20 protein-coding genes and 2 pseudogenes are annotated in these 17,457 nt (G+C 66.5%); 4 read left to right on the top strand and 18 right to left on the bottom strand.

Annotation, left to right across the window (positions count from 1 at the left end):
* The 3 genes from ccsA to ALA01S_RS26640 all read left to right on the top strand — a co-directional run.
* The coding region (gene ccsA, locus ALA01S_RS26635; RefSeq protein WP_169806020.1) for a cytochrome c biogenesis protein CcsA at positions 1 to 187 on the top strand (187 nt) is incomplete at its 5' end.
* A 141-nt stretch (positions 188 to 328) separates the two neighbouring features.
* Positions 329 to 523: a hypothetical protein gene (locus ALA01S_RS33535; protein WP_157119297.1), complete on the top strand. Its 195-nt coding sequence runs from the start codon at positions 329 to 331 to the stop codon at positions 521 to 523.
* On the top strand, positions 520 to 1,935 hold the full coding sequence (locus ALA01S_RS26640; RefSeq protein ID WP_066342311.1) for an N-acetylmuramoyl-L-alanine amidase: 1,416 nt from the start codon (positions 520 to 522) through the stop codon (positions 1,933 to 1,935). Before ALA01S_RS33535 ends, ALA01S_RS26640 begins: the two co-directional genes overlap by 4 nt.
* A 63-nt stretch (positions 1,936 to 1,998) precedes the next feature.
* Here the strand turns inward: ALA01S_RS26640 and ALA01S_RS35035 are convergent, their stop codons facing one another.
* The 8 genes and pseudogenes from ALA01S_RS35035 to ALA01S_RS26670 all read right to left on the bottom strand — a co-directional run bounded on the left by ALA01S_RS35035 (position 1,999) and on the right by ALA01S_RS26670 (position 9,298).
* Positions 1,999 to 2,130 carry a DsbA family protein gene (locus ALA01S_RS35035; RefSeq protein WP_238455962.1) on the bottom strand — a complete coding sequence of 44 codons (132 nt, stop codon included), beginning with the start codon at positions 2,128 to 2,130 and terminating at the stop codon, positions 1,999 to 2,001.
* Between the two features lie 434 nt (positions 2,131 to 2,564).
* On the bottom strand, positions 2,565 to 3,098 hold the full coding sequence (locus ALA01S_RS26645) for a TlpA family protein disulfide reductase (RefSeq protein WP_169806021.1): 534 nt from the start codon (positions 3,096 to 3,098) through the stop codon (positions 2,565 to 2,567).
* Between the two features lie 76 nt (positions 3,099 to 3,174).
* The gene (locus tag ALA01S_RS26650) at positions 3,175 to 4,023 is read right to left on the bottom strand and encodes an undecaprenyl-diphosphate phosphatase (protein ID WP_066342323.1); all 849 of its coding nucleotides are present in this window, start codon (positions 4,021 to 4,023) and stop codon (positions 3,175 to 3,177) included.
* A gap of 16 nt (positions 4,024 to 4,039) precedes the next feature.
* Positions 4,040 to 4,405: a helix-turn-helix transcriptional regulator gene (locus ALA01S_RS26655; RefSeq protein WP_066342313.1), complete on the bottom strand. Its 366-nt coding sequence runs from the start codon at positions 4,403 to 4,405 to the stop codon at positions 4,040 to 4,042.
* 406 nt (positions 4,406 to 4,811) lie between these two features.
* The gene (gene lspA, locus ALA01S_RS26660) at positions 4,812 to 5,306 is read right to left on the bottom strand and encodes a signal peptidase II (RefSeq protein WP_066342314.1); all 495 of its coding nucleotides are present in this window, start codon (positions 5,304 to 5,306) and stop codon (positions 4,812 to 4,814) included.
* Positions 5,296 to 8,325 (bottom strand): heavy metal translocating P-type ATPase, encoded by a 3,030-nt coding sequence (locus ALA01S_RS26665; protein ID WP_444979094.1) that lies wholly within the window; start codon positions 8,323 to 8,325, stop codon positions 5,296 to 5,298. The genes lspA and ALA01S_RS26665 overlap by 11 nt, the downstream gene beginning before the upstream one ends.
* Positions 8,326 to 8,349: 24 nt before the next feature.
* Positions 8,350 to 8,601 (bottom strand): annotated as a pseudogene (locus ALA01S_RS35555) (heavy-metal-associated domain-containing protein); the annotation flags it as partial.
* 88 nt (positions 8,602 to 8,689) lie between these two features.
* Positions 8,690 to 9,298, bottom strand: a complete 609-nt coding sequence (locus ALA01S_RS26670; protein ID WP_066342315.1) for a cation efflux transmembrane domain-containing protein — start codon at positions 9,296 to 9,298, stop codon at positions 8,690 to 8,692.
* Positions 9,299 to 9,461: 163 nt separating this feature from the next.
* On the opposite strand from ALA01S_RS26670, the gene cadR reads away from it, so the two are divergent.
* Positions 9,462 to 9,944, top strand: a complete 483-nt coding sequence (gene cadR, locus ALA01S_RS26675) for a Cd(II)/Pb(II)-responsive transcriptional regulator (protein ID WP_066342316.1) — start codon at positions 9,462 to 9,464, stop codon at positions 9,942 to 9,944.
* A gap of 206 nt (positions 9,945 to 10,150) precedes the next feature.
* Here cadR and ALA01S_RS26680 read toward each other — a convergent pair whose 3' ends face one another.
* The 10 genes and pseudogenes from ALA01S_RS26680 to ALA01S_RS26715 all read right to left on the bottom strand — a co-directional run bounded on the left by ALA01S_RS26680 (position 10,151) and on the right by ALA01S_RS26715 (position 17,305).
* A complete protein-coding gene (locus ALA01S_RS26680; RefSeq protein ID WP_066342317.1) occupies positions 10,151 to 12,097 on the bottom strand; it encodes a cytochrome c/FTR1 family iron permease in 1,947 nt (648 codons plus the stop codon).
* A 437-nt stretch (positions 12,098 to 12,534) separates the two neighbouring features.
* Complete coding sequence (gene arsH / locus ALA01S_RS26685; protein ID WP_066342318.1) at positions 12,535 to 13,257, bottom strand: arsenical resistance protein ArsH; 723 nt, start codon at positions 13,255 to 13,257, stop codon at positions 12,535 to 12,537.
* Positions 13,250 to 13,672, bottom strand: a complete 423-nt coding sequence (gene arsC, locus ALA01S_RS26690) for an arsenate reductase (glutaredoxin) (protein WP_066342319.1) — start codon at positions 13,670 to 13,672, stop codon at positions 13,250 to 13,252. The genes arsH and arsC overlap by 8 nt, the downstream gene beginning before the upstream one ends.
* Positions 13,673 to 13,727: 55 nt before the next feature.
* Positions 13,728 to 14,048, bottom strand: coding sequence for a YnfA family protein (locus ALA01S_RS35040; protein WP_066342325.1), 321 nt, complete (start codon positions 14,046 to 14,048; stop codon positions 13,728 to 13,730).
* A gap of 48 nt (positions 14,049 to 14,096) precedes the next feature.
* Positions 14,097 to 14,219: pseudogene (locus ALA01S_RS35505) on the bottom strand (hypothetical protein); the annotation flags it as partial.
* 92 nt (positions 14,220 to 14,311) lie between these two features.
* Entirely contained in the window at positions 14,312 to 14,539 is a 228-nt protein-coding gene (locus ALA01S_RS35050; protein ID WP_084267981.1) for a GDCCVxC domain-containing (seleno)protein, read from the bottom strand.
* A complete protein-coding gene (locus ALA01S_RS34125) occupies positions 14,539 to 14,937 on the bottom strand; it encodes a hypothetical protein (protein ID WP_169806023.1) in 399 nt (132 codons plus the stop codon). Before ALA01S_RS34125 ends, ALA01S_RS35050 begins: the two co-directional genes overlap by 1 nt.
* 172 nt (positions 14,938 to 15,109) lie before the next feature.
* The gene (gene arsB, locus ALA01S_RS26705; RefSeq protein ID WP_084267982.1) at positions 15,110 to 16,204 is read right to left on the bottom strand and encodes an ACR3 family arsenite efflux transporter; all 1,095 of its coding nucleotides are present in this window, start codon (positions 16,202 to 16,204) and stop codon (positions 15,110 to 15,112) included.
* A gap of 14 nt (positions 16,205 to 16,218) precedes the next feature.
* Positions 16,219 to 16,722: an arsenate reductase ArsC gene (locus ALA01S_RS26710; protein ID WP_066342322.1), complete on the bottom strand. Its 504-nt coding sequence runs from the start codon at positions 16,720 to 16,722 to the stop codon at positions 16,219 to 16,221.
* A 79-nt stretch (positions 16,723 to 16,801) separates the two neighbouring features.
* Positions 16,802 to 17,305 (bottom strand): arsenate reductase ArsC, encoded by a 504-nt coding sequence (locus ALA01S_RS26715; RefSeq protein WP_066342326.1) that lies wholly within the window; start codon positions 17,303 to 17,305, stop codon positions 16,802 to 16,804.
* Positions 17,306 to 17,457 lie beyond the last annotated feature (152 nt).

Here is a 17,457-nt window from a genome sequence, read left to right on the forward strand (position 1 = left end):
CCCGAAGGAGACCTGGGCGCTGATCGTGTGGCTCAACTACGCCGCCTGGCTGCACATGCGGCTCATGAAGGGCCTGCGCGGCGCCATGTCGGCCTGGTGGGCGCTCGCCGGGCTGGTGGTCACGACCTTCGCCTTCCTGGGCGTGAACATGTTCCTCTCCGGCCTGCACTCCTATGGAGAGATCTGATCTGCTCGGCCACCGAAAGCGCGAGGGGCTCCATCCAATGAGGTCGGCCGCGTAAGCGGCTCCGGAGGCGAAGCCGACCGCATTGGGTGGAGGGGGGTACCGCGCCGGCCGCAAGGCCGGCTTTCGGTTACGCGAGAAACGATGTCTTCCTTGCCTTTGGGTTGTTTCTTCGCCGCTCCTGCCCTCAAGCTCGCGCAGTGGTCCGAGTACGCTGCCGGCGTGGTGACGCCGGCCCAGCTGCTGCTGACGTTGCGCACGCGCGACGACGACTCGCGAGAACCGCAGGCGCAGGAGCACAGTGCTGGTGGATTGGAATTACCAAAGGTGTTGGCATGAGCCGAGGACCACGTTGCTTACCGCATCCCGCCTTCGACCGCCGGGGGCTGCTCAAGCGCTCTGGCGCGCTGGCGTTGCTGCTGGGCGCGGGCGAGCTGGCTTGGGGCGCGGGCATCGTGGCCGTGCGCGTGTGGCCGGCCACCGAGTACACGCGGGTGACCATCGAGTCCGACCAGGCGCTGTCAGCGCGGCATCTGCTGATCGAGTCGCCCGATCGGCTGGTGATCGACATCGACAACCTGGAGCTCAGCCCGGCGCTGCGCGAGCTGGTGGGCAAGGTGCGCGCGGACGACCCCTTCATCACCGGCGTGCGCGTGGGCCAGAACCAGCCGCGCACGGTGCGGCTGGTGATCGACCTCAAGCAGCCCACGGCGCCGCAGCTGTTCCGCCTGAGCCCCGTGGCGGCCTACCAGCACAGGCTGGTGTTCGACCTGTACCCCACCAAGGCGCCGGATCCACTGCGGGCACTGCTGCGCGAGAAGACGCAGGCCGAAGAACAGGCCGCGCGCGCGGTGCAGGACGCACTGGGCGAGTTCATCGACCGCATGGACCGCCCGGGCATACCGGAAGCGCCACCTGTGGCCGCCGCCAAGCCGCCCGCGCGGCCACCACAGGTCGCCGCCGCGCCGGCTCCGACGCCATCTCCGCCGATGACGCCCGCCCCACCCCCGCCGCCCTCGGCCGAGCAGCTCAGGAAGATCGACCGGCTGATTGTGGTTGCGCTGGACCCGGGCCATGGCGGCGAGGACCCGGGCGCCATCGGCCCCAGCGGCCTCAAGGAAAAGGACGTGGTGCTGGCCGTGGCGCTGCAACTGCGCGACCGGCTCAACGCCATTCCCGGCATGCGCGCCATGCTCACCCGCGACGACGATTTCTTCGTGCCGCTGCACGAGCGCGTGAACAAGGCGCGCCGCGTGAAGGCCGACCTGTTCGTCTCCATCCATGCCGACGCCTTCATCAACCCCAAGGCGCGCGGCGCTGGCGTGTTCGCGCTCAGCAACAAGGGAGCATCCAGCGCCGCGGCGCGCTGGATGGCGCAGCGCGAGAACCGGGCCGACCGGATCGGCGGCACCAACCTCAAGAGCAGTGACGTGCACGTGATGCGCGCGCTGCTGGACATGAGCACCACGGCGCAGATCAAGGACAGCCTGGAAATCGGCAAGGAGGTGCTGAGCCAGATCGGCAAGGTGGGCCGGCTGCACAAGCGCCAGGTCGAGCAAGCCAGCTTCGCGGTGCTCAAGGCGCCCGATATCCCGAGCATTTTGGTGGAGACGGCCTTCATCTCCAACCCGGAGGAGGAGCGCAAGCTCGCCGACCCGGATTACCGCGGCGAGCTGGTCAAGGCCCTGACCACCGGCATCCGGCGCTATTTCGCGCGCAACCCGCCGGTGGCGCGAAACCGCACGCTGTAGGCATTGGGTTCACCAGCAGTAAGCGCTGCACGTAGGACCATCGGGGAGAGGTCGTAAGCAGGCTCACTTCTTCGCATTGGCAACCTCCTCGGCCACCAACTCAGCGAGCTGTTCGGCGCCGAAGCTCGGTAGCGCCTGGCCGTTGACAAAGAAGGTCGGCGTCTTGTTGACACCCAGCGCGTTCACGTTTTCCACGTCCTGCTCCAGCACGGAGCGCACCGCCGGCAGGTCTGCATCAGTCCGGGCCTTTGCAGATCCAGTCCCGCTTCCTGCGCTGCCTTGAAGGCGAGCTCGACATTGGGCTGAGCGTGGTTGGCCTACATGGGCTGCGCGGCCAGGACCGCTTGCAGAACGGCCTCGTACTTCCCCTGGCGTCTTGACGCCTCCAGCAGTCCAATGACCTTGTCCGAGCCTTGGTGGAAGGGCGCATACCGCACGACGACACGGACGCCGTTGGGGTCCTTCGCCATCAGGCCTGGCCGCACAGATGCCAGGCGGATGCTGCGTTCAACCGGCATGCTGCGTCCGGTCTGACGGTGAGCCCTGGAGCAGCCGCAGGCCGTTGAAGACCATGGCGAGGCGTCCCCATCTCGGCCAGGATCGCCAGTCATAGGCTGGCTTACTATGCCTTAGCGGCTTGAGGTGAACTGCTCCTGGATAAACGCAATCGCGGCAGGCGAGTCCCAGCGCAGGACCGCCGATGTGCGGCCGAGTTCGCGTCCTTGTGCATCGAGCAGCAGCGTCGTCGGTAGTTGCTTCGACGAGAGGCGCCTTGCCGCAAACATCGTAGGGTCGTGGAAAATCTTCAGGTGCCGAATGCCCGCGCTGACGTACCACGAAGCGATTTTTTCTTTCGCTTGGTCCCCCGTGTCGAGCGATAGCGCGACCACCTCGAACCGCTCGCCGTTGAGCCGTTGTCGAAGCCGGTCGAGCGATGGCAATGGTTGCTCAGAGGGCGGTACCGAAGTTGCCCACAGATGAAGCAGCACCGTCCTGCCGCGGAAAGCGTCCAGCGTCGTGGGCCGCCCCTTGTCGTCATTGAACGCGACTACAGGCAAGCGCGGCGGAGCTGCGTGCAACGTGAACTCCAGCGGACCTTCGACGGTCCTGTCCGTCTTGTCCACAAAGAACGCATGCACACCAATGGCCAGTGGGGTGGTCAAGATTACGAGCAACAACCAAGCGCCAAGGCTGGGGCGACTCTTGTGATTGGCGTCAGATTCGGAACGCACCATCGCTTCATCCGGCGGGCCAGGAGATCCATTCCCCCGCAGAGGTGACAAGGATCAGAGAACCGAATGCAATGCGGTACCAGCCGAACGCAGTGAAGTCGTGCGTAGAGACGTACCGGATCAACCAGCGAATGCAGGCGAGTGCACTCACAAAGGCGACAGCGGTCCCCACGAACAACAAAGGAGCTTCGTCTGCTCGCAGTGCGTCACGGTGTTGCCACAGCGAGTAACCCGCCGCAGCGAAGAGTGTTGGAATGCCAAGGTAGAAGCTGAACTCGGTTGCCACCTGGCGCGGCAGCCCCAGGAACATCGATCCGATGATCGTTGCGCCGGAACGGCTGGTTCCGGGCACGAGGGCAGCACACTGCACGAACCCGATCCGCAGCGCGTCTCGTGCGCTCAGCTGATCCACGCTGCAGATGCGAGCACGATCGGATTCGCTGGTCCTGGGCTGCCGCTGCCGTCGCTCTACCACCAGGATGATGACACCGCCCAACACGAAAGCCGCAGCCACCGATGTAGGCGTGAAGAGATGGGTCTTGATGAACGAGCCGAACAACAGGCCGAGGACTGCCGCCGGCAAGAAGGCCAGCAGGAGGTTGAGCACAAACTGCCGGCGGGATGGATCTGAGCGCCAGCCCGTCAGTGTGGCCGCAAGCCGCATTCGGTAATGCCAGACGACCGCCAACATGGCGCCGGCCTGGATCGTGATCTCGAACACGTGGGTCGCGTGGCTATCGAATCGCAGCAGCGACGATGCGACGATCAAGTGCCCGGTCGATGAAATTGGCAGGAACTCCGTGAGTCCCTCCACGATGCCCAACAGGGCGGCCTTGGCCAACAGCAGGACATTCAATTCCAGCACCTTCACGCTAAACAAGGTCAACGAGCGCCAGTCCGTCTGGCGTGAGCAGCGGCTTGGTATCGTCAGCGCATTCGATCCGAACCCCATGCGGCGGCACGGGTGGCACGCCGAGCGTGGCAGCGAAGGTGCGCATGAGGTGCGGACTTTCGGCAAAGCCGTCGAGATGCGCCGCTTCGGTCAGCGTCGATCCATCGGAAAGCGTTCGCACGGCCCGCTGCAGGCGCAGCCAGCACACATAAGCATGGAACGACAGACCCGAGGCCTTCGAGAACCAGTGCATGAAGCGGGATGGCGACAGCCCGACAACTTCGGCGGCATCCTCGATCCGCACAGGCCCATCCAACGCCTGTTCCAGCCACTTCAGGACCGTCACCCAGCGCGGGTCCTCCGCAGAACGGTGTGAGGGGCCGTCCGGTCGCGATGGAGCCCTGCCGCTCAGCCACCGGTCCAACTCATGCTCCAGCAGATCCGCTTGCAAGCCCGTCAACGCTGCCACGGTTGCCGGCTGACTTCGAGGCCGCGCAGCACCCACCGCGCATGGTCGAGTCCAGGAACATCATGCGCACTGGCTCGGCCGCAACGAGACGGAGTGGCACACAAACAGTAACGAAATGACCAGCGGTTCCCATCACTCCCCAGGTGCTTTCAAGCAGCAGCGCCCGCGTGCTCCACGCCAGCTGTGCTGCCTGGTGTCGATGCAGTCGGCGGGATCGACCGGACCAACATAAATTGCCCACCCGCGGCCGGTCGTCTGCGACGGGATGTCGGGTTCCTCTTGCTCAGCCATTCACTGCGCTGGCCTTCCTTGTGCCGGCAAGCTCATGGAACACAAGCAGTGCCGCACCGATGGTGATCCCGATGTCGGCCACGTTGAAAGCCGGCCAGTGGTGCGGGCCCCAGTGCACGTCGATCCAGTCCACTACGGCGCCGCGCAAGATCCGGTCAATCATGTTGGCCAGCGCGCCACCGAGGATGAGCCCGAAGCCGATTCGCTGTGCCGCCGTGGTGTCAGGACGGCGGATCATGACAATCAGGAAGACTGACGCAACAGCCGCGATGGCGATGAAGAAGGCACGCTGCCAGCCACCGGCGTCGTGCAGGAAGCTGAAAGCCGCGCCCCGGTTGAGCACGTGCACGATGTTGAGCACCGGCAGCCATGCATGCTCAGCACCGAACTCCAGCAGGGCCACGATGGCTGCCTTGGTGGCCATGTCGGCGGCCACGATCAGGCCCGCCAGCACGAATGCAAGGCGAATGCTGCGATCAGTCGGCATGCTGCGTCCGAGCGGATGAGGGGCCCTTGAGCAGCCGCAGGCCGTTGAAAACCACGGCGAGGCTTGCGCCCATGTCGGCCAGGATCGCCAGCCACAGGCTGGCATGGCCCGTGAAGGCCAGCACCATGAAGATGACCTTGGTCGCGATGGCGAACGTGATGTTGGCCTTGAGCACGCCACCCACGCGGCGTGACAGCCGGATGAACTCGGGCAGCTTGCGCAGGTCGTCCTGCATCAGCGCCACGTCGGCCGTCTCTATGGCGGTGTCGGTGCCCGCGGCACCCATGGCGAAGCCGATGTTCGCCTTGGCCAGCGCCGGTGCGTCGTTCACGCCATCGCCGACCATGCCCACCGGCGCCCGGGAAGCCAGCTGCTCGATGGCCGCGAGCTTGTCGTGCGGGAGCATTTCGCCGCGGACATCCGTAATGCCCACCCGCGCGGCGACGGCCTCGGCCGTCTTGCGGTTGTCGCCCGTGAGCATGACCGGCTCGACGCCGAGCTGCTTGAGCTCGGCCACGGCCTGCTTGCTGCTCTCGCGCACCGTGTCCGCCACCGCGAGAACGGCCAGCGCCTGCCTGGCCGTGGCCAGCACGACCGCGGTCTTGGCCTGGGCCTCCAGCCGCTCAAGCGCTTCGCGCACCCGATCATCGGCCACGCCCAGCTCGTCGGCGAGCCGCTGGTTGCCGATGTAGTAGGTCACGCCTTCGATGTCACCCTTCACGCCCCGGCCGGCCAGCGCCTCGAAGCGTTGTACCTCGGCGTGCGGCCGGGACCCGTAGGCGCTGACGATGGCCGTGGCGACCGGATGCTCGGACAACGCGTCCAGGCTGGCTGCCACGCGCAGCGCCTCGTCCTGCGACAGGGCGCCCAGCGCCACGGTATCAGTCAGGCTCGGGCGGCCGTGCGTCAGCGTGCCGGTCTTGTCCAGCGCGACTGCGCGCAGCAGCCGGCCCTGCTCCAGGTACAAGCCGCCCTTGACCAGAATCCCGCGGCGTGCGGCCGCGGCCAGCCCGCTGACCACGGTGACCGGGGTGGAGATCACGAGGGCGCAGGGGCAGGCGATCACCAGCATCACCAGCGCCTTGTAGCCCCAGTCGAACCAGGCCCCGCCAAAGAGCAGTGGCGGGATCACGGCCACGGCGACTGCCAGGGCAAAGACGGCCGGGGTGTAGACGCTGGCGAAGCGATCGACGAAACGCTGGGAGGGGGCACGCTGACCCTGCGCCTCCTGCACCGAGCGCGCAATGCGGTCGAGCGTGGTCTCGCCCTTGCGCGAGCGTACCTCGAACTCCAGCGTGCCACGCTCGTTAATCGTCCCGGCGAAAACCGTATCTCCCGGGTTTTTCTCCACCGGCATGCTCTCGCCGGTGATCGGTGCCTGGTTGACCGAGGAGCCGCCGGAGACCACCACACCGTCCAGCGCAATGCGCTCGCCCGGACGTACCCGCACCAGTGCGCCCATGGGGACGCTCTCTGCGCGAACCTCTTCCCAGCGACCGTCGGCTTGCCTGACCAGGGCGGTCTCGGGAGCCAAGTCCATCAGCGCGCGAATCGCATTGCGCGCGCGGTCCAGGCTCAGCGCCTCGATCATCTCGGCGATGCCGAACAGCCAGATGACGACCGCCGCCTCGGGCCACTGGCCGATCAGGGCCGCGCCGATGACGGCAATCGTCATCAGCAGGTTCATGTTCAACGACAGCGTCCGCAGCGCGATCCAGCCCTTCTTAAGGGTCTCGATGCCGCCCAGCGCGATCGCGGCCAGCGAGGCCCCCACCACGGGCCAGGACGACTCTCCAAGGCCGGCAAAGGCCATTGCTTCCGCGCCAATGGCCAGGATGCCGGCAGCGCCCATCCGTACCCACTGGGCCTTGTTGATGCCCGTGCCGAACTCGCGCGTCACGGGCGGCGCCGGCTGGCTGCGGTCGCGCAGCACGGGCGACATGCCCAGCCGCTCGATGGCGGCCGTGATGGCCGCCTCATCCGGCAGCTCGTGGCTGACCGTGAGCGTGCGGCTCATCAGGTCGAACTGCAGCGCGCTGACCCCGGGCATGCCCTGCAGCGCCTTGCGCAGCAGCGCCTCCTCGGTGGGGCAGTCCATCTTCTCGATCAGGTAGGTCGCCTGCCCCTTCGGGCTCGGTCCAGCCTCCCGCTCGACCGTGGCATCCATGCCGATCTCGCGCAGGGCCGACAGCACTGGCGCGGTGTTGGCCAGCCGGTGCTGCACCGCCAGGCGGCGACTCATCAGGTCGAAGTCCAGCCGGTCGACTCCACTGACCTTGCCCAGGCGCTTGCGGATCAACGCCTCCTCGGTCGGGCAGTCCATGTTGGTGATCAGCAGCTGCAGCGTGTCGCCAGTGGCCGCAGGCCCGGAGATGGCGGCAGGCTTGCCACAGGGACCACAACTCGCGGCCTGCGCTTCATGATCGCTGGCCTTGGGCGCTGCGGCTTCCTCGCCCAACAAGGCGCGCATGCCGATCGCCTCCAACGCCGCCAGGATCGGCTGCACCGAGGGCAGGACATGCGCCACTGACAACCGATGGGCAGCAAGGTCGAACTCCAACGCCTCGACACCCTGGAGTTGGCCCAGGCGGCTGCGGATTGCGGCCTCCTCGGAGCGGCAATCCATGTCCGGGATCGTGAAGACGTCCTTGGACATCGTCGCTGGCCAGCCGCCGCACGCCGAACCGCAGGTGGCGCCACATGAACCGCTGCCGGTTCCTGCAGCCGCCACACCCAGGGACGCCTGCATGCCGATCTCGTGCAGCGCCTCGACCAATGGTTGCGGCGATGCGAGCGAGTGGGTCACGGTGAGGCGGCGGCCCGGCAAGTCGAAGGACAAGGCCTGGACGTGTGCCAGCTTGCTCAGCCGTTCACGGATGGCCGCTTCTTCCGAGCGGCAGTCCATGTTCGGGATGGCGAAGACGTCTTCGGACAACATCGCTGCCGAGGCACCGCAGGAGGAAGCGCAGGAAGCGCCACATGAGCTGCCGCCGGTGTCTGCAGCCGGTGCCTGCTCCAGTGACGCCTGCATGCCGATCTCGTGCAGCGCGTCGACGAGCGGCTGCGGCGAGGGCAGCGAGTGGCTCACGGTGAGCCGGCGCCCTGGCAAGTCGAAGGACAGGGACTGGATCTGCGCCAGGCTGCCGAGTCGGTCCCGGATGGCGCGCTCTTCCGAGCGGCAATCCATGTTCGGGATTCGAAAGACGGCCGACGTTGAACCGTCGCCCGTCGGCACACGCAGCGAGACGGCGGCGCCTTCGCCAACGCCTGCAATGCTTTCTTGATCAGTTTTCATAGGGCTTCGAGCGGGATTCCAGGATATTGCAAACCATGGAGTGACTACAGAGTCAAGACGCCGCCTGATTCCCTTTGGAAAATCAGGGTCAAGCGGTCTTGGATGCAGGCTTGTCCCGTGCCTCGGTCGCCTCCTCAAGAATCTCGCGGCCGCCTCTGGCCGCAATGACGGAAACGACCAGACCCAGTATCAGGTCCGGGATGTTGGAGCCGGACCACATCACCAGCGCGCCGGAAAGAACAATGGCCCCATTCACGATCGAATCGTTGCTCGTGAAGATGGCCGATGCCTTGAAATTCACGTCCTCGCCTTGATGGCGTTTGAGCAGGCGCAGGCACACGATGTTCAATGCCGCGTTGACCGCGGCCATCGTCATCATCGCCGGGCCCACCGGCTCTTCGCCACCAAAGAAGCGGCGCAGAACCTCCACGAAGAGCATGATCGCCAAGGCGATCAGCAGCCAACCAGACAGCCTTGCGGCACGCACCTTGATTGCCACGGCGCGCCCCACGGCGTAAAGGCTGAGTGCATACACCGAGGCGTCCGCCAGATTGTCCAGGGCCGCTCCAACGACCGCAGTGGACGAGGCCCAGATACCCACGCCGATACCCGACAGGCTCTGCCCCAGGTTGATCAAGAGCACCGCCCACAAAATGCGGCGGTCCCGTTCCTGTCCTGCGTCGAGGGTGTTTTCCATATTCGCGCGAAGCTCCTGGCCGTTTTTCCTTCCATGGCGACCGTCCAGTGAGCCTGTCCGGGAAAGAAGCGGATCGCGGCTCACGGCTGCATTCGACACCCTGTAGCAGGTGTAGAGTCAAGGACCGGCCGTCGCCTTGGCGGGGGCCTCAAGGGAGCAGGACTTGAAGATCAGTGAACTGGCCAACGCGACGGGCATCCAGGTGGAGACGATCCGTTTCTACGAGCGCGAAGGGTTGCTGCCCCTGCCGCCGCGCACGAGCGGCAACTACCGCGTCTATGACACCGGGCATGTGGAGCGGCTGGCCTTCATCCGGCACTGCCGCTCGCTGGACATGACACTCGACGAGATCCGCGTGCTGCTGCGCCTGAAGGACGCGCCACAGGCTGATTGCGGCGAGGTCAATGTGCTGCTGGACGAGCACATCGGCCATGTCGCGGCCCGCATTCGAGAGCTGCGCGAGTTGGAGAAGCAACTCAAGCAGTTGCGACAGCAGTGCGCCATCCCGCGCGACACAGCCCACTGCGGCATCCTGCGGGAGATTGTCCACAACGCCCGCCAAGCACCCGAAGAAAGCGCCCGACCAGCCGGGCACATGGCAGGTTCGCACAAGGGCAGGGCCCAACGCGGAACCGGTGCGTCTTGAAGCGCATTGCTTCACCGACCAACTCAGGATGTAGGTGAGGTCGCCCTCGCCGCCATGGGTGCCGGCCCGCTGAAGGCCTCTATGGACGGCTGCAGGGACAGGCCGACCAGACCACTGACGCAGCCACTGCGCTGCTCAATGTTTGGTGGTGGCGCAGTCCACTGCGCCACCACGACTGCATGAGCTTGCGCCCGGCGCTTGGCTGCTCAGGCGCTCTTTCGAGGCGCGCTCGCCCTGCGGCCCGCCGTGGCGTTGAGCCAGAAGCCGATCAGCGCGATGGCCAGCACGACCGCCTGGGCAGTCATCGTTTCCGCGGACGGGAACATGCCCAGCATTTCCACACGCGGGAATGCGATGGGACTGGCGGAGAGCCATCCTGCCTCCTGCAGGCCCGCCACGCCCTTGCCGGCCAGCACCACTGCCAGCAAGGCGACCAGGACCGAGCTGATCGAGAAGAACTTGCCAATGGGCATGCGGGCACTGGTGCGCAGCAGCACCCATGCAATGACACCGAGGATGACTACCCCCGTGCCCAGGCCCGCGAGCAGTGCGCCCCCGTTGCCGTCGACCGCCAGCGCCGAGAAGAACAGCACCGTCTCGAAGACCTCGCGGTACACGGCAATGAAGGCCAGGGCGAACAGCGCCCAGGCCGAGCGGCGTGACATCGCGGAGGACAGCTTGTCCTTGAGGTAGTTCTGCCAGCGGCCGGCACTGCTCTTTTGGTGCATCCACAGCCCGACGCTGAGCAGCACGAGAGCCGCGAACAGCGACGAGAGCCCTTCCGTCACCTCGCGGCTGGCGCCGCTGATGTCCACCACGTAGGTGGCCACGGCCCAGGTCGCGCCGCCGGCTGCCAGCGCGGCGACCCAGCCCGCGTGCACGTGCCGCACCACGTCCGGGCGCTGCGCCTTGCGCAGGAACGCCAGCATGCCCACGACAACGAGCAGGGCCTCGACACCTTCGCGCAACAGGATCGTCAACGCACCCAGGAACGTCGTCGTCGGGTCCGCCGTCCCGGCGTCGAGCTCGGCTTGCGCCTTGGCGAACAGTCCGTCGAGTTGCCGGGCCACGGTCTGAGCCTCCTCGACCTTGCCGGCGGCCAGTGCAGCGCGATAGGCCAGCATCGAGTTTTCAACGTCGGTCATCAGCGGCTGGTTGCGCGCGGAGAGCACCGGCTCCAGCGGCTCGAAGCCATCGAGGTAGGCCGAAAGAGCCAGGCGCACGGACGCCGCACGGTCGCCCGAGCGGGCCGCCGCAAGGCTTTCCTGCAGGCGAGCGCGCGCGAGCGGCACGCCAGCGGGCGCATTGTTGGCAAGCGCATGAGGCTGGCTGCGCAGGTAGGCCATCACGTCACGCGCCTTGTCGGCGCCAAGAGCACCGGCGGCGGCGGCCTCCGTCTGAGTCGTGAGGGCCGCCAGATCTGCGAACTTCGCCTTGGCCTGGGGATCTTGTGCCCACACCTGGGCACCGCGCTGGCGCATTGCATCGTCGTTCGACAGCGTTCCGATGTAGAAGGCAAGCGCCCATCGATCGCTCTCGGGCAGGCTGGCGAAGCTGGGCATCGAGGTGCCGGACACACCGTTGCCGACGATCTGGTACAGCGCCATGAGGCTGCGCGACTGAGCGCGCTCGCGGTCCGAGAAGGCAATCGGCTTGGGATCCAGCCCTGCGGCCAAGGGGCCGTCTGCCTGGCCCGTGCTGCCGTGGCAACTGGCGCACTGCGCCTGGTACAGGCTTGCACCGCGCTGGACGTCGGGCAGCAGCTTCGGCGCGACCGGTACCGGATACGCGGCCAGCAACAGCTCGTTGGCGCGACGTGCAAGCGCAGCGACCTCGGCGCCATCGGCGCGGCGCGATACCGCTTCCCGAAGCGAGCTGACGGCAGTGACCAGATTGTCCTTGGCAGCATTCGCCGGCAACTCCTTCACCTGCTGCAGGGCGTTGTTGGAGAACTCCTGCATCTCGGCGTATTCCGTCGGGCTGACCACGGTTCCGCCCGCGACGGCGCCTCCGTAGTCGACCCCAACGTAGTCGAGCAACTGCCAGAGTTGGCGAACCGAGGCATCGGACGTCGGTGCCTGCGCGAAGGCCAAGCCACTGCTTAGACAAATCGCCAGCCAGATCGCAAAGGAGCGGAAGAAAGTCTTGTTCATGGAAATAATTCTCGTTCACATCATTGGACAGCCTGTAGCGGGTACAGAGTCAATGGGCCGTCAGGAAATCCCGACTGCCGTTTATGGTTATGAAGGCCGACGAGTGGTCGGACACAACGGGCATGGCCAGTACGGAGAGCCGCTTCCCCAGTCGCGTCAAGCCATCGGGCGCGCTACAGAAAGGGCTCGAGGAACCGCGCCGGCTATGCAGTCAGGAGCAGGCAACACGCGATCGCTGCGTCCTCAACGAGGCACCCCCAGGCGGCCAGCCAGGCGCTGGAGCCCAACCCGCGTCCGCACAGCCATGTCAAGGGTGCCCGTCGGACGGGGACGGACCAACGCAGCGGTGAGCAGCGCCTCAGCAGCGTCTGCAGCAACAACTGTGCATGCGGCTCGATGTCAAAAGCGGCATCGTGCAGCGCAAGTGGCGCAAAGTCTCAGATGGCGCGCTGGTTGACGCGCTTGGAGAGTTCTTCAGCGCTTTCCTTGCGCTCGCTGTAGCGGTCCACCAGGTACGGCGCGACGTCGCGGGTGAGCAGCGTGAACTTGAACAGTTCCTCCATCACGTCCACCACCCGGTCGTAGAACGCCGAGGGCTTCATGCGGCCGTCCTCGGTGAACTCGTTGAAGGCCTTGGCCACCGAGCTCTGGTTCGGGATGGTGAGCATGCGCATCCAGCGCCCCAGCACGCGCATCTGGTTCACGGCGTTGAAGGACTGGCTGCCCCCCGAGACTTCCATCACCGCCAGCGTCTTGCCCTGCGTCGGGCGCACCGCGCCGACCGACAGCGGAAGCCAGTCGATCTGCGCCTTCATGATGCCCGTCATCGCGCCATGGCGCTCCGGGGAGCACCAGACCATGCCTTCGGACCAGGCCGCGAGATCGCGCAGTTCCTGGACCTTGTGATGCGTGTCTGGGGCACCGTCGGGCAGCGGCAGCCCCGTGGGGTCGAAGATCCGCACCTCGCCGCCCATGGCCTCCAGCAGCCGCGCCGCCTCGAACGTCAGCAGCCGGCTGTACGAGCGCTGGCGCAGCGAGCCGTAGAGCATGAGAAAGCGCGGCGCGTGGCGCGAGGGCTCGCGCACCTGCAACTGCTCCAGGGTCGGTACCTGGAACAGCGAGGCGTCCAGTGCGGGAAGCGTCTGGTCCAGCTCAACCACGCCGCACCCCGCTGTCCTGCACCACTTCGCCGTCCTCCTTGGTGAAGGGCGGCAGATGGTCCACCGGCAGCAGCTCCAGTACTTCCTCGGACGGCCGGCACAGCTTGGTGCCCAGCGGGGTCACGACCAGCGGGCGATTCATCAGGATCGGGTGTCGCACGATGAAGTCCAGCAACTGCTCGTCGCTCCACTTGGGGGCAGCCAAGCCCAGCTCGGCGTAGGGTGTGTTCTTCTCGCGCAGCAGCGCGCGCACACCCTGGCCCGTGGCGGCCACGAGCTCGCGCAGTTGCTCCTTGCTGGGCGGCGTCTTCAGGTATTCGACGACGGTCGGCTCGATGCCGGCATGGCGGATGAGCGCCAGCGTGTTGCGCGAGGTACCGCAGGCGGGGTTGTGGAAGATGGTGACGTCGGTCATGGGTCGCTTCGATAGTGCTGATGGGTCTGGCCGGACCGGGTCGCGTATTGAAGTCTTACCGGGCTGGCTGAAACATGATGATGCCCATGCCAGCCAACGCCACGGCAACGCCGGCCAGGTCCCAGGCTGTCGGGCGGATCTGGTCAACGGCCCACAGCCACAGGAGCGCCACGCCGATATAGACACCGCCGTAGGCCGCGTAGACGCGTCCCGCAGCCGTGTCGTGCATCGTGAGCAGCCATGCGAACAGTGCCAGGCTTGCGGCGGCAGGCAGCAGCAGCCAGGCGCTGCGCCCTTGCTTGAGCCACAGGTACGGCAGGTAGCAGCCGATGATCTCGGCCAGCGCCGTGGCGACGTACAGCAGGAATGTTTTCATCGTCGTGTTGGGGACGTTGGCGATGTCAGTCGCCTCGCCCGGGTGCTGGACATTGACGAAGATCGCCTTGCCGTCCGGCGTCTTGGCCAAGCCCGTGATTTCCTTGTCCTCAGGCCCTACCAGGAAGCGTTTGAGCGTGGTCGGCGTGGCCTTCTCGCCCATGCGAGCCATCACCTGCGTGGTGCCGTAGGCGAGCGTGACAGCGCCGCCATCGCCGATCTGTCCGGGCACTGCCACGCGGCGACTGTACCGTTGGGAAGGGGTCAACCGCGGCTGCAGCAGGAGCCGCCGGCGCCTGTGGCTTGAACGGGCGGGCACGGCACGGTGCCATACGAGCAGAACACGCAGCAGTCTCCGGCCTTGGGCCTCAACAGCGCGTGGCATGCCTTGCACTCGTAGAACCATTGGCAGGCATCGGTGGGCATCGACTCGACCTCTTGATGCCCGCAATGGGGGCAGGTGAGCGTGGACTGCAATGCCAATCCGCTCATTACCGCACCCACCGGATTGCGTGAGGCTCCACCCAGGTCGGCCAGATGCTGGCCAGCACCACGATGCCGGTGACCAGCACGAGGGCCATCTGCGCCGCCCGCGGCGGTCCAGATGTGGTTGTACAGGCCTGCAAGCTCGCGCACACCCTGCGCTGGCGCATCATGCTCAGCCATCCGATCAGCACGAAGCATGCGGCCAAGACGAGCATCGGGAGGCGCAACGCTGCCAATGTGGGGATCAGGGTGCCGGCCACGCTGGTCATTCCCAGGCCCGCCAGCGCGATGGGCAAGGCGCAGCAGGACGAAGCCAGCAGCCCTGTCAGGCCTGCGGCAACCCCTGCGCTCGCCATCAAGCGTGGAGTTCGTCCGGAAGTTGGTTGGTCGGTTTCGCTGTCCATGGTGCATCAGATCTTGGCTGTCCGTCATGGTAGATCGTCGTGCTGTGACTTGCCGGGCCAGGGGCCCAGCCGATGCGGCAACAATCTCTCGACACGGCTTGCCAATACACGGGCTACGCGGGGCATGAGCGCAGGCAGATCCAGGCCGCCTTGCGTGGAACGCATCCCGGCCTCAGCCGCCGCGTGCACCGGCCTCGTACCAGCCCTTGCTCTGGTTGACGATGCGTACCACCAGCAGCATCACCGGCACCTCGATGAGCACGCCCACGACGGTCGCCAGCGCGGCACCCGACTCGAAGCCGAAGAGGCTGATTGCCGCGGCCACCGCCAGCTCGAAGAAGTTGCTGGCACCAATGAGCGCCGACGGGCACGCCACGCTGTGCGACTCACCGAGCTTGCGGTTGAGCCAGTACGCCAGGGCCGAGTTGAAGAAGACTTGGATGAGGATCGGCACGGCCAGCATGGCGATCACGAGCGGCTGCCTGAGGATCGCCTCGCCCTGGAAAGCAAACAGCAGCACGAGCGTGGCCAGCAGCGCGGTGATGGACCAGGGGCCAATCCGGGCCAGCGTGGCGTCAAAGGCAGCCTGGCCCTTGCTGAGCAGCGCCTTGCGCCAGAGCTGCGCCACGATCACCGGGATCACGATGTAGAGCACCACCGAGGTGATGAGCGTGTCCCAGGGCACCGTGATGGAGGACAGGCCCAGCAGCAGCGCCACGATGGGTGCAAAGGCAAACACCATGATGGTGTCGTTCAGGGCCACCTGCGACAGCGTGAAGAGCGGGTGCCCGCCGGTGAGCCGGCTCCACACGAACACCATGGCCGTGCAGGGTGCGGCGGCCAGCAGGATCAGGCCCGCGATGTAGCTGTCGAGCTGCTCCGCGGGCAGGTACGGCGCGAAGATGTGGCGCACAAAGATCCAGCCCAGCAGCGCCATCGAGAAGGGCTTGACTGCCCAGTTCACGAACAGCGTGACACCGATGCCCTTCCAGTGCTGGCTCACCTGGTGCAGCGAGGTGAAGTCCACCTTCAGCAGCATCGGGATGATCATGATCCAGATCAGCGCGCCCACGGGCAGGTTGACCTGGGCCACTTCCATGCGGCCGATGGCCTGGAACGGGCCCGGCAGGAGTTGCCCCAGCGCGATGCCGGCAACGATGCACAGGAAGACCCAGATGGTGAGCCAGCGCTCGAAGACGCTCATGGGCGCCGGTGCGGCAGCCCGGGCGGCTTGTTGCACGGCCGGTACGGTTCGGGTGTTGTTCATGGTCGGTGTCTCACTCAGCTGTGGCCGATCTCGACGAGCGCCGCCTGCAGCGCGTCGCGGCCCAGGGTCTGCAGCGGCAACGCCAGCAACTGCAGCATCCGGTAGCCGATGGCCTGGCGCGTGAGCTCGAATGCGCGGCGCTTGCCCTCGTCGCCGCCTTCGGCGTTGGACGGGTCGGGGTAGCCCCAGTGCACCTTCACGGGCTGGCCGTTGCCGCTAAAGAAGACCGGGCAGGCCTCGGCGGCAGCGCTGTCGCACACCGTGATGACGATGGACAGCGGCGGCGCGCTGTTGGTCGAGAACTCGTCCCAGCTCTTGCTGCGGCAGGCGCTGGTGTCGATGCCGGCGTTCTGCAGCGCCTCCAGGGCGAAGGGGTTGATACGACCGCTGGGTGCGCTGCCGGCGCTGTGGGCACGCACGTCCTTGCCCAACCTGGCCGCGAGGTGGTTGAGCATCCCCTCGCTGAGTACGCTGCGCGCGGAGTTGTGGGTACAGAGGATCAGGACGTGAGTGGTCATGGCTGCAGGTCCGGCGTGTTCCGGGTGCGTGGAGTCGGTAAAGGGAGATGCCTTGCCAGGACACGGCAGGGCTGGAGGGTCAGGCAGCGCCGGTCTCGCCAATGCGCTCGATCTCGCGCTGCAACGACATGCCCGCCAGCGTCTGCAGCGGCAGAGCCAGCATCAGCTCGATGCGGCGCTTGAGCACCAGCGCGGCGTCCATGTAGGCACGTTGCTGCTGCTCGGGCGTGCCCTTGACGGCGGCCGGGTCGGCCACGCCCCAGTGCACCGTCATCGGCTGGCCCGGCCATAGTGGGCACACCTCGCCGGCGGCCTTGTCGCAGACCGTGAAGACGAAGTCCATCTCGGGCGCTCCGGCCGCGGCGAACTCGTCCCAGGACTTGCTGCGGAAGCCGTCGGTCGGGATGTGCCACTGGCTCAGCGTCTGCAGGGCCAGAGGCCGGACCTCGCCGGCAGGGTGGCTGCCTGCCGAGTACGCCTTGAAGTGGCCGCGGCCCAGGTGGTTCATCAGGCCCTCGGCCATGATCGAGCGTGCGGAGTTGCCGGTGCAGATAAACAGGACGTTGCGGACCTTGTCGCTCATGGCCGGCACCTTCAGCAGCACGACGTCGAGGACTTCACCGGGATGCCCAGCGGCTTGCCGCGAGGCGTGCAGCAGGCGGCTTGCGCGGGCTCGGCGGCAGGCTCAGCAGCCTCGGTCGGCGTCGGCGTGCAGCAGGCTGCCGAGCCGCCTTC

The sequence above is a fragment of the Azohydromonas lata NBRC 102462 genome, assembly GCF_001571085.1.
Taxonomy (GTDB): Bacteria; Pseudomonadota; Gammaproteobacteria; order Burkholderiales; family Burkholderiaceae_C; genus Azohydromonas; species Azohydromonas lata.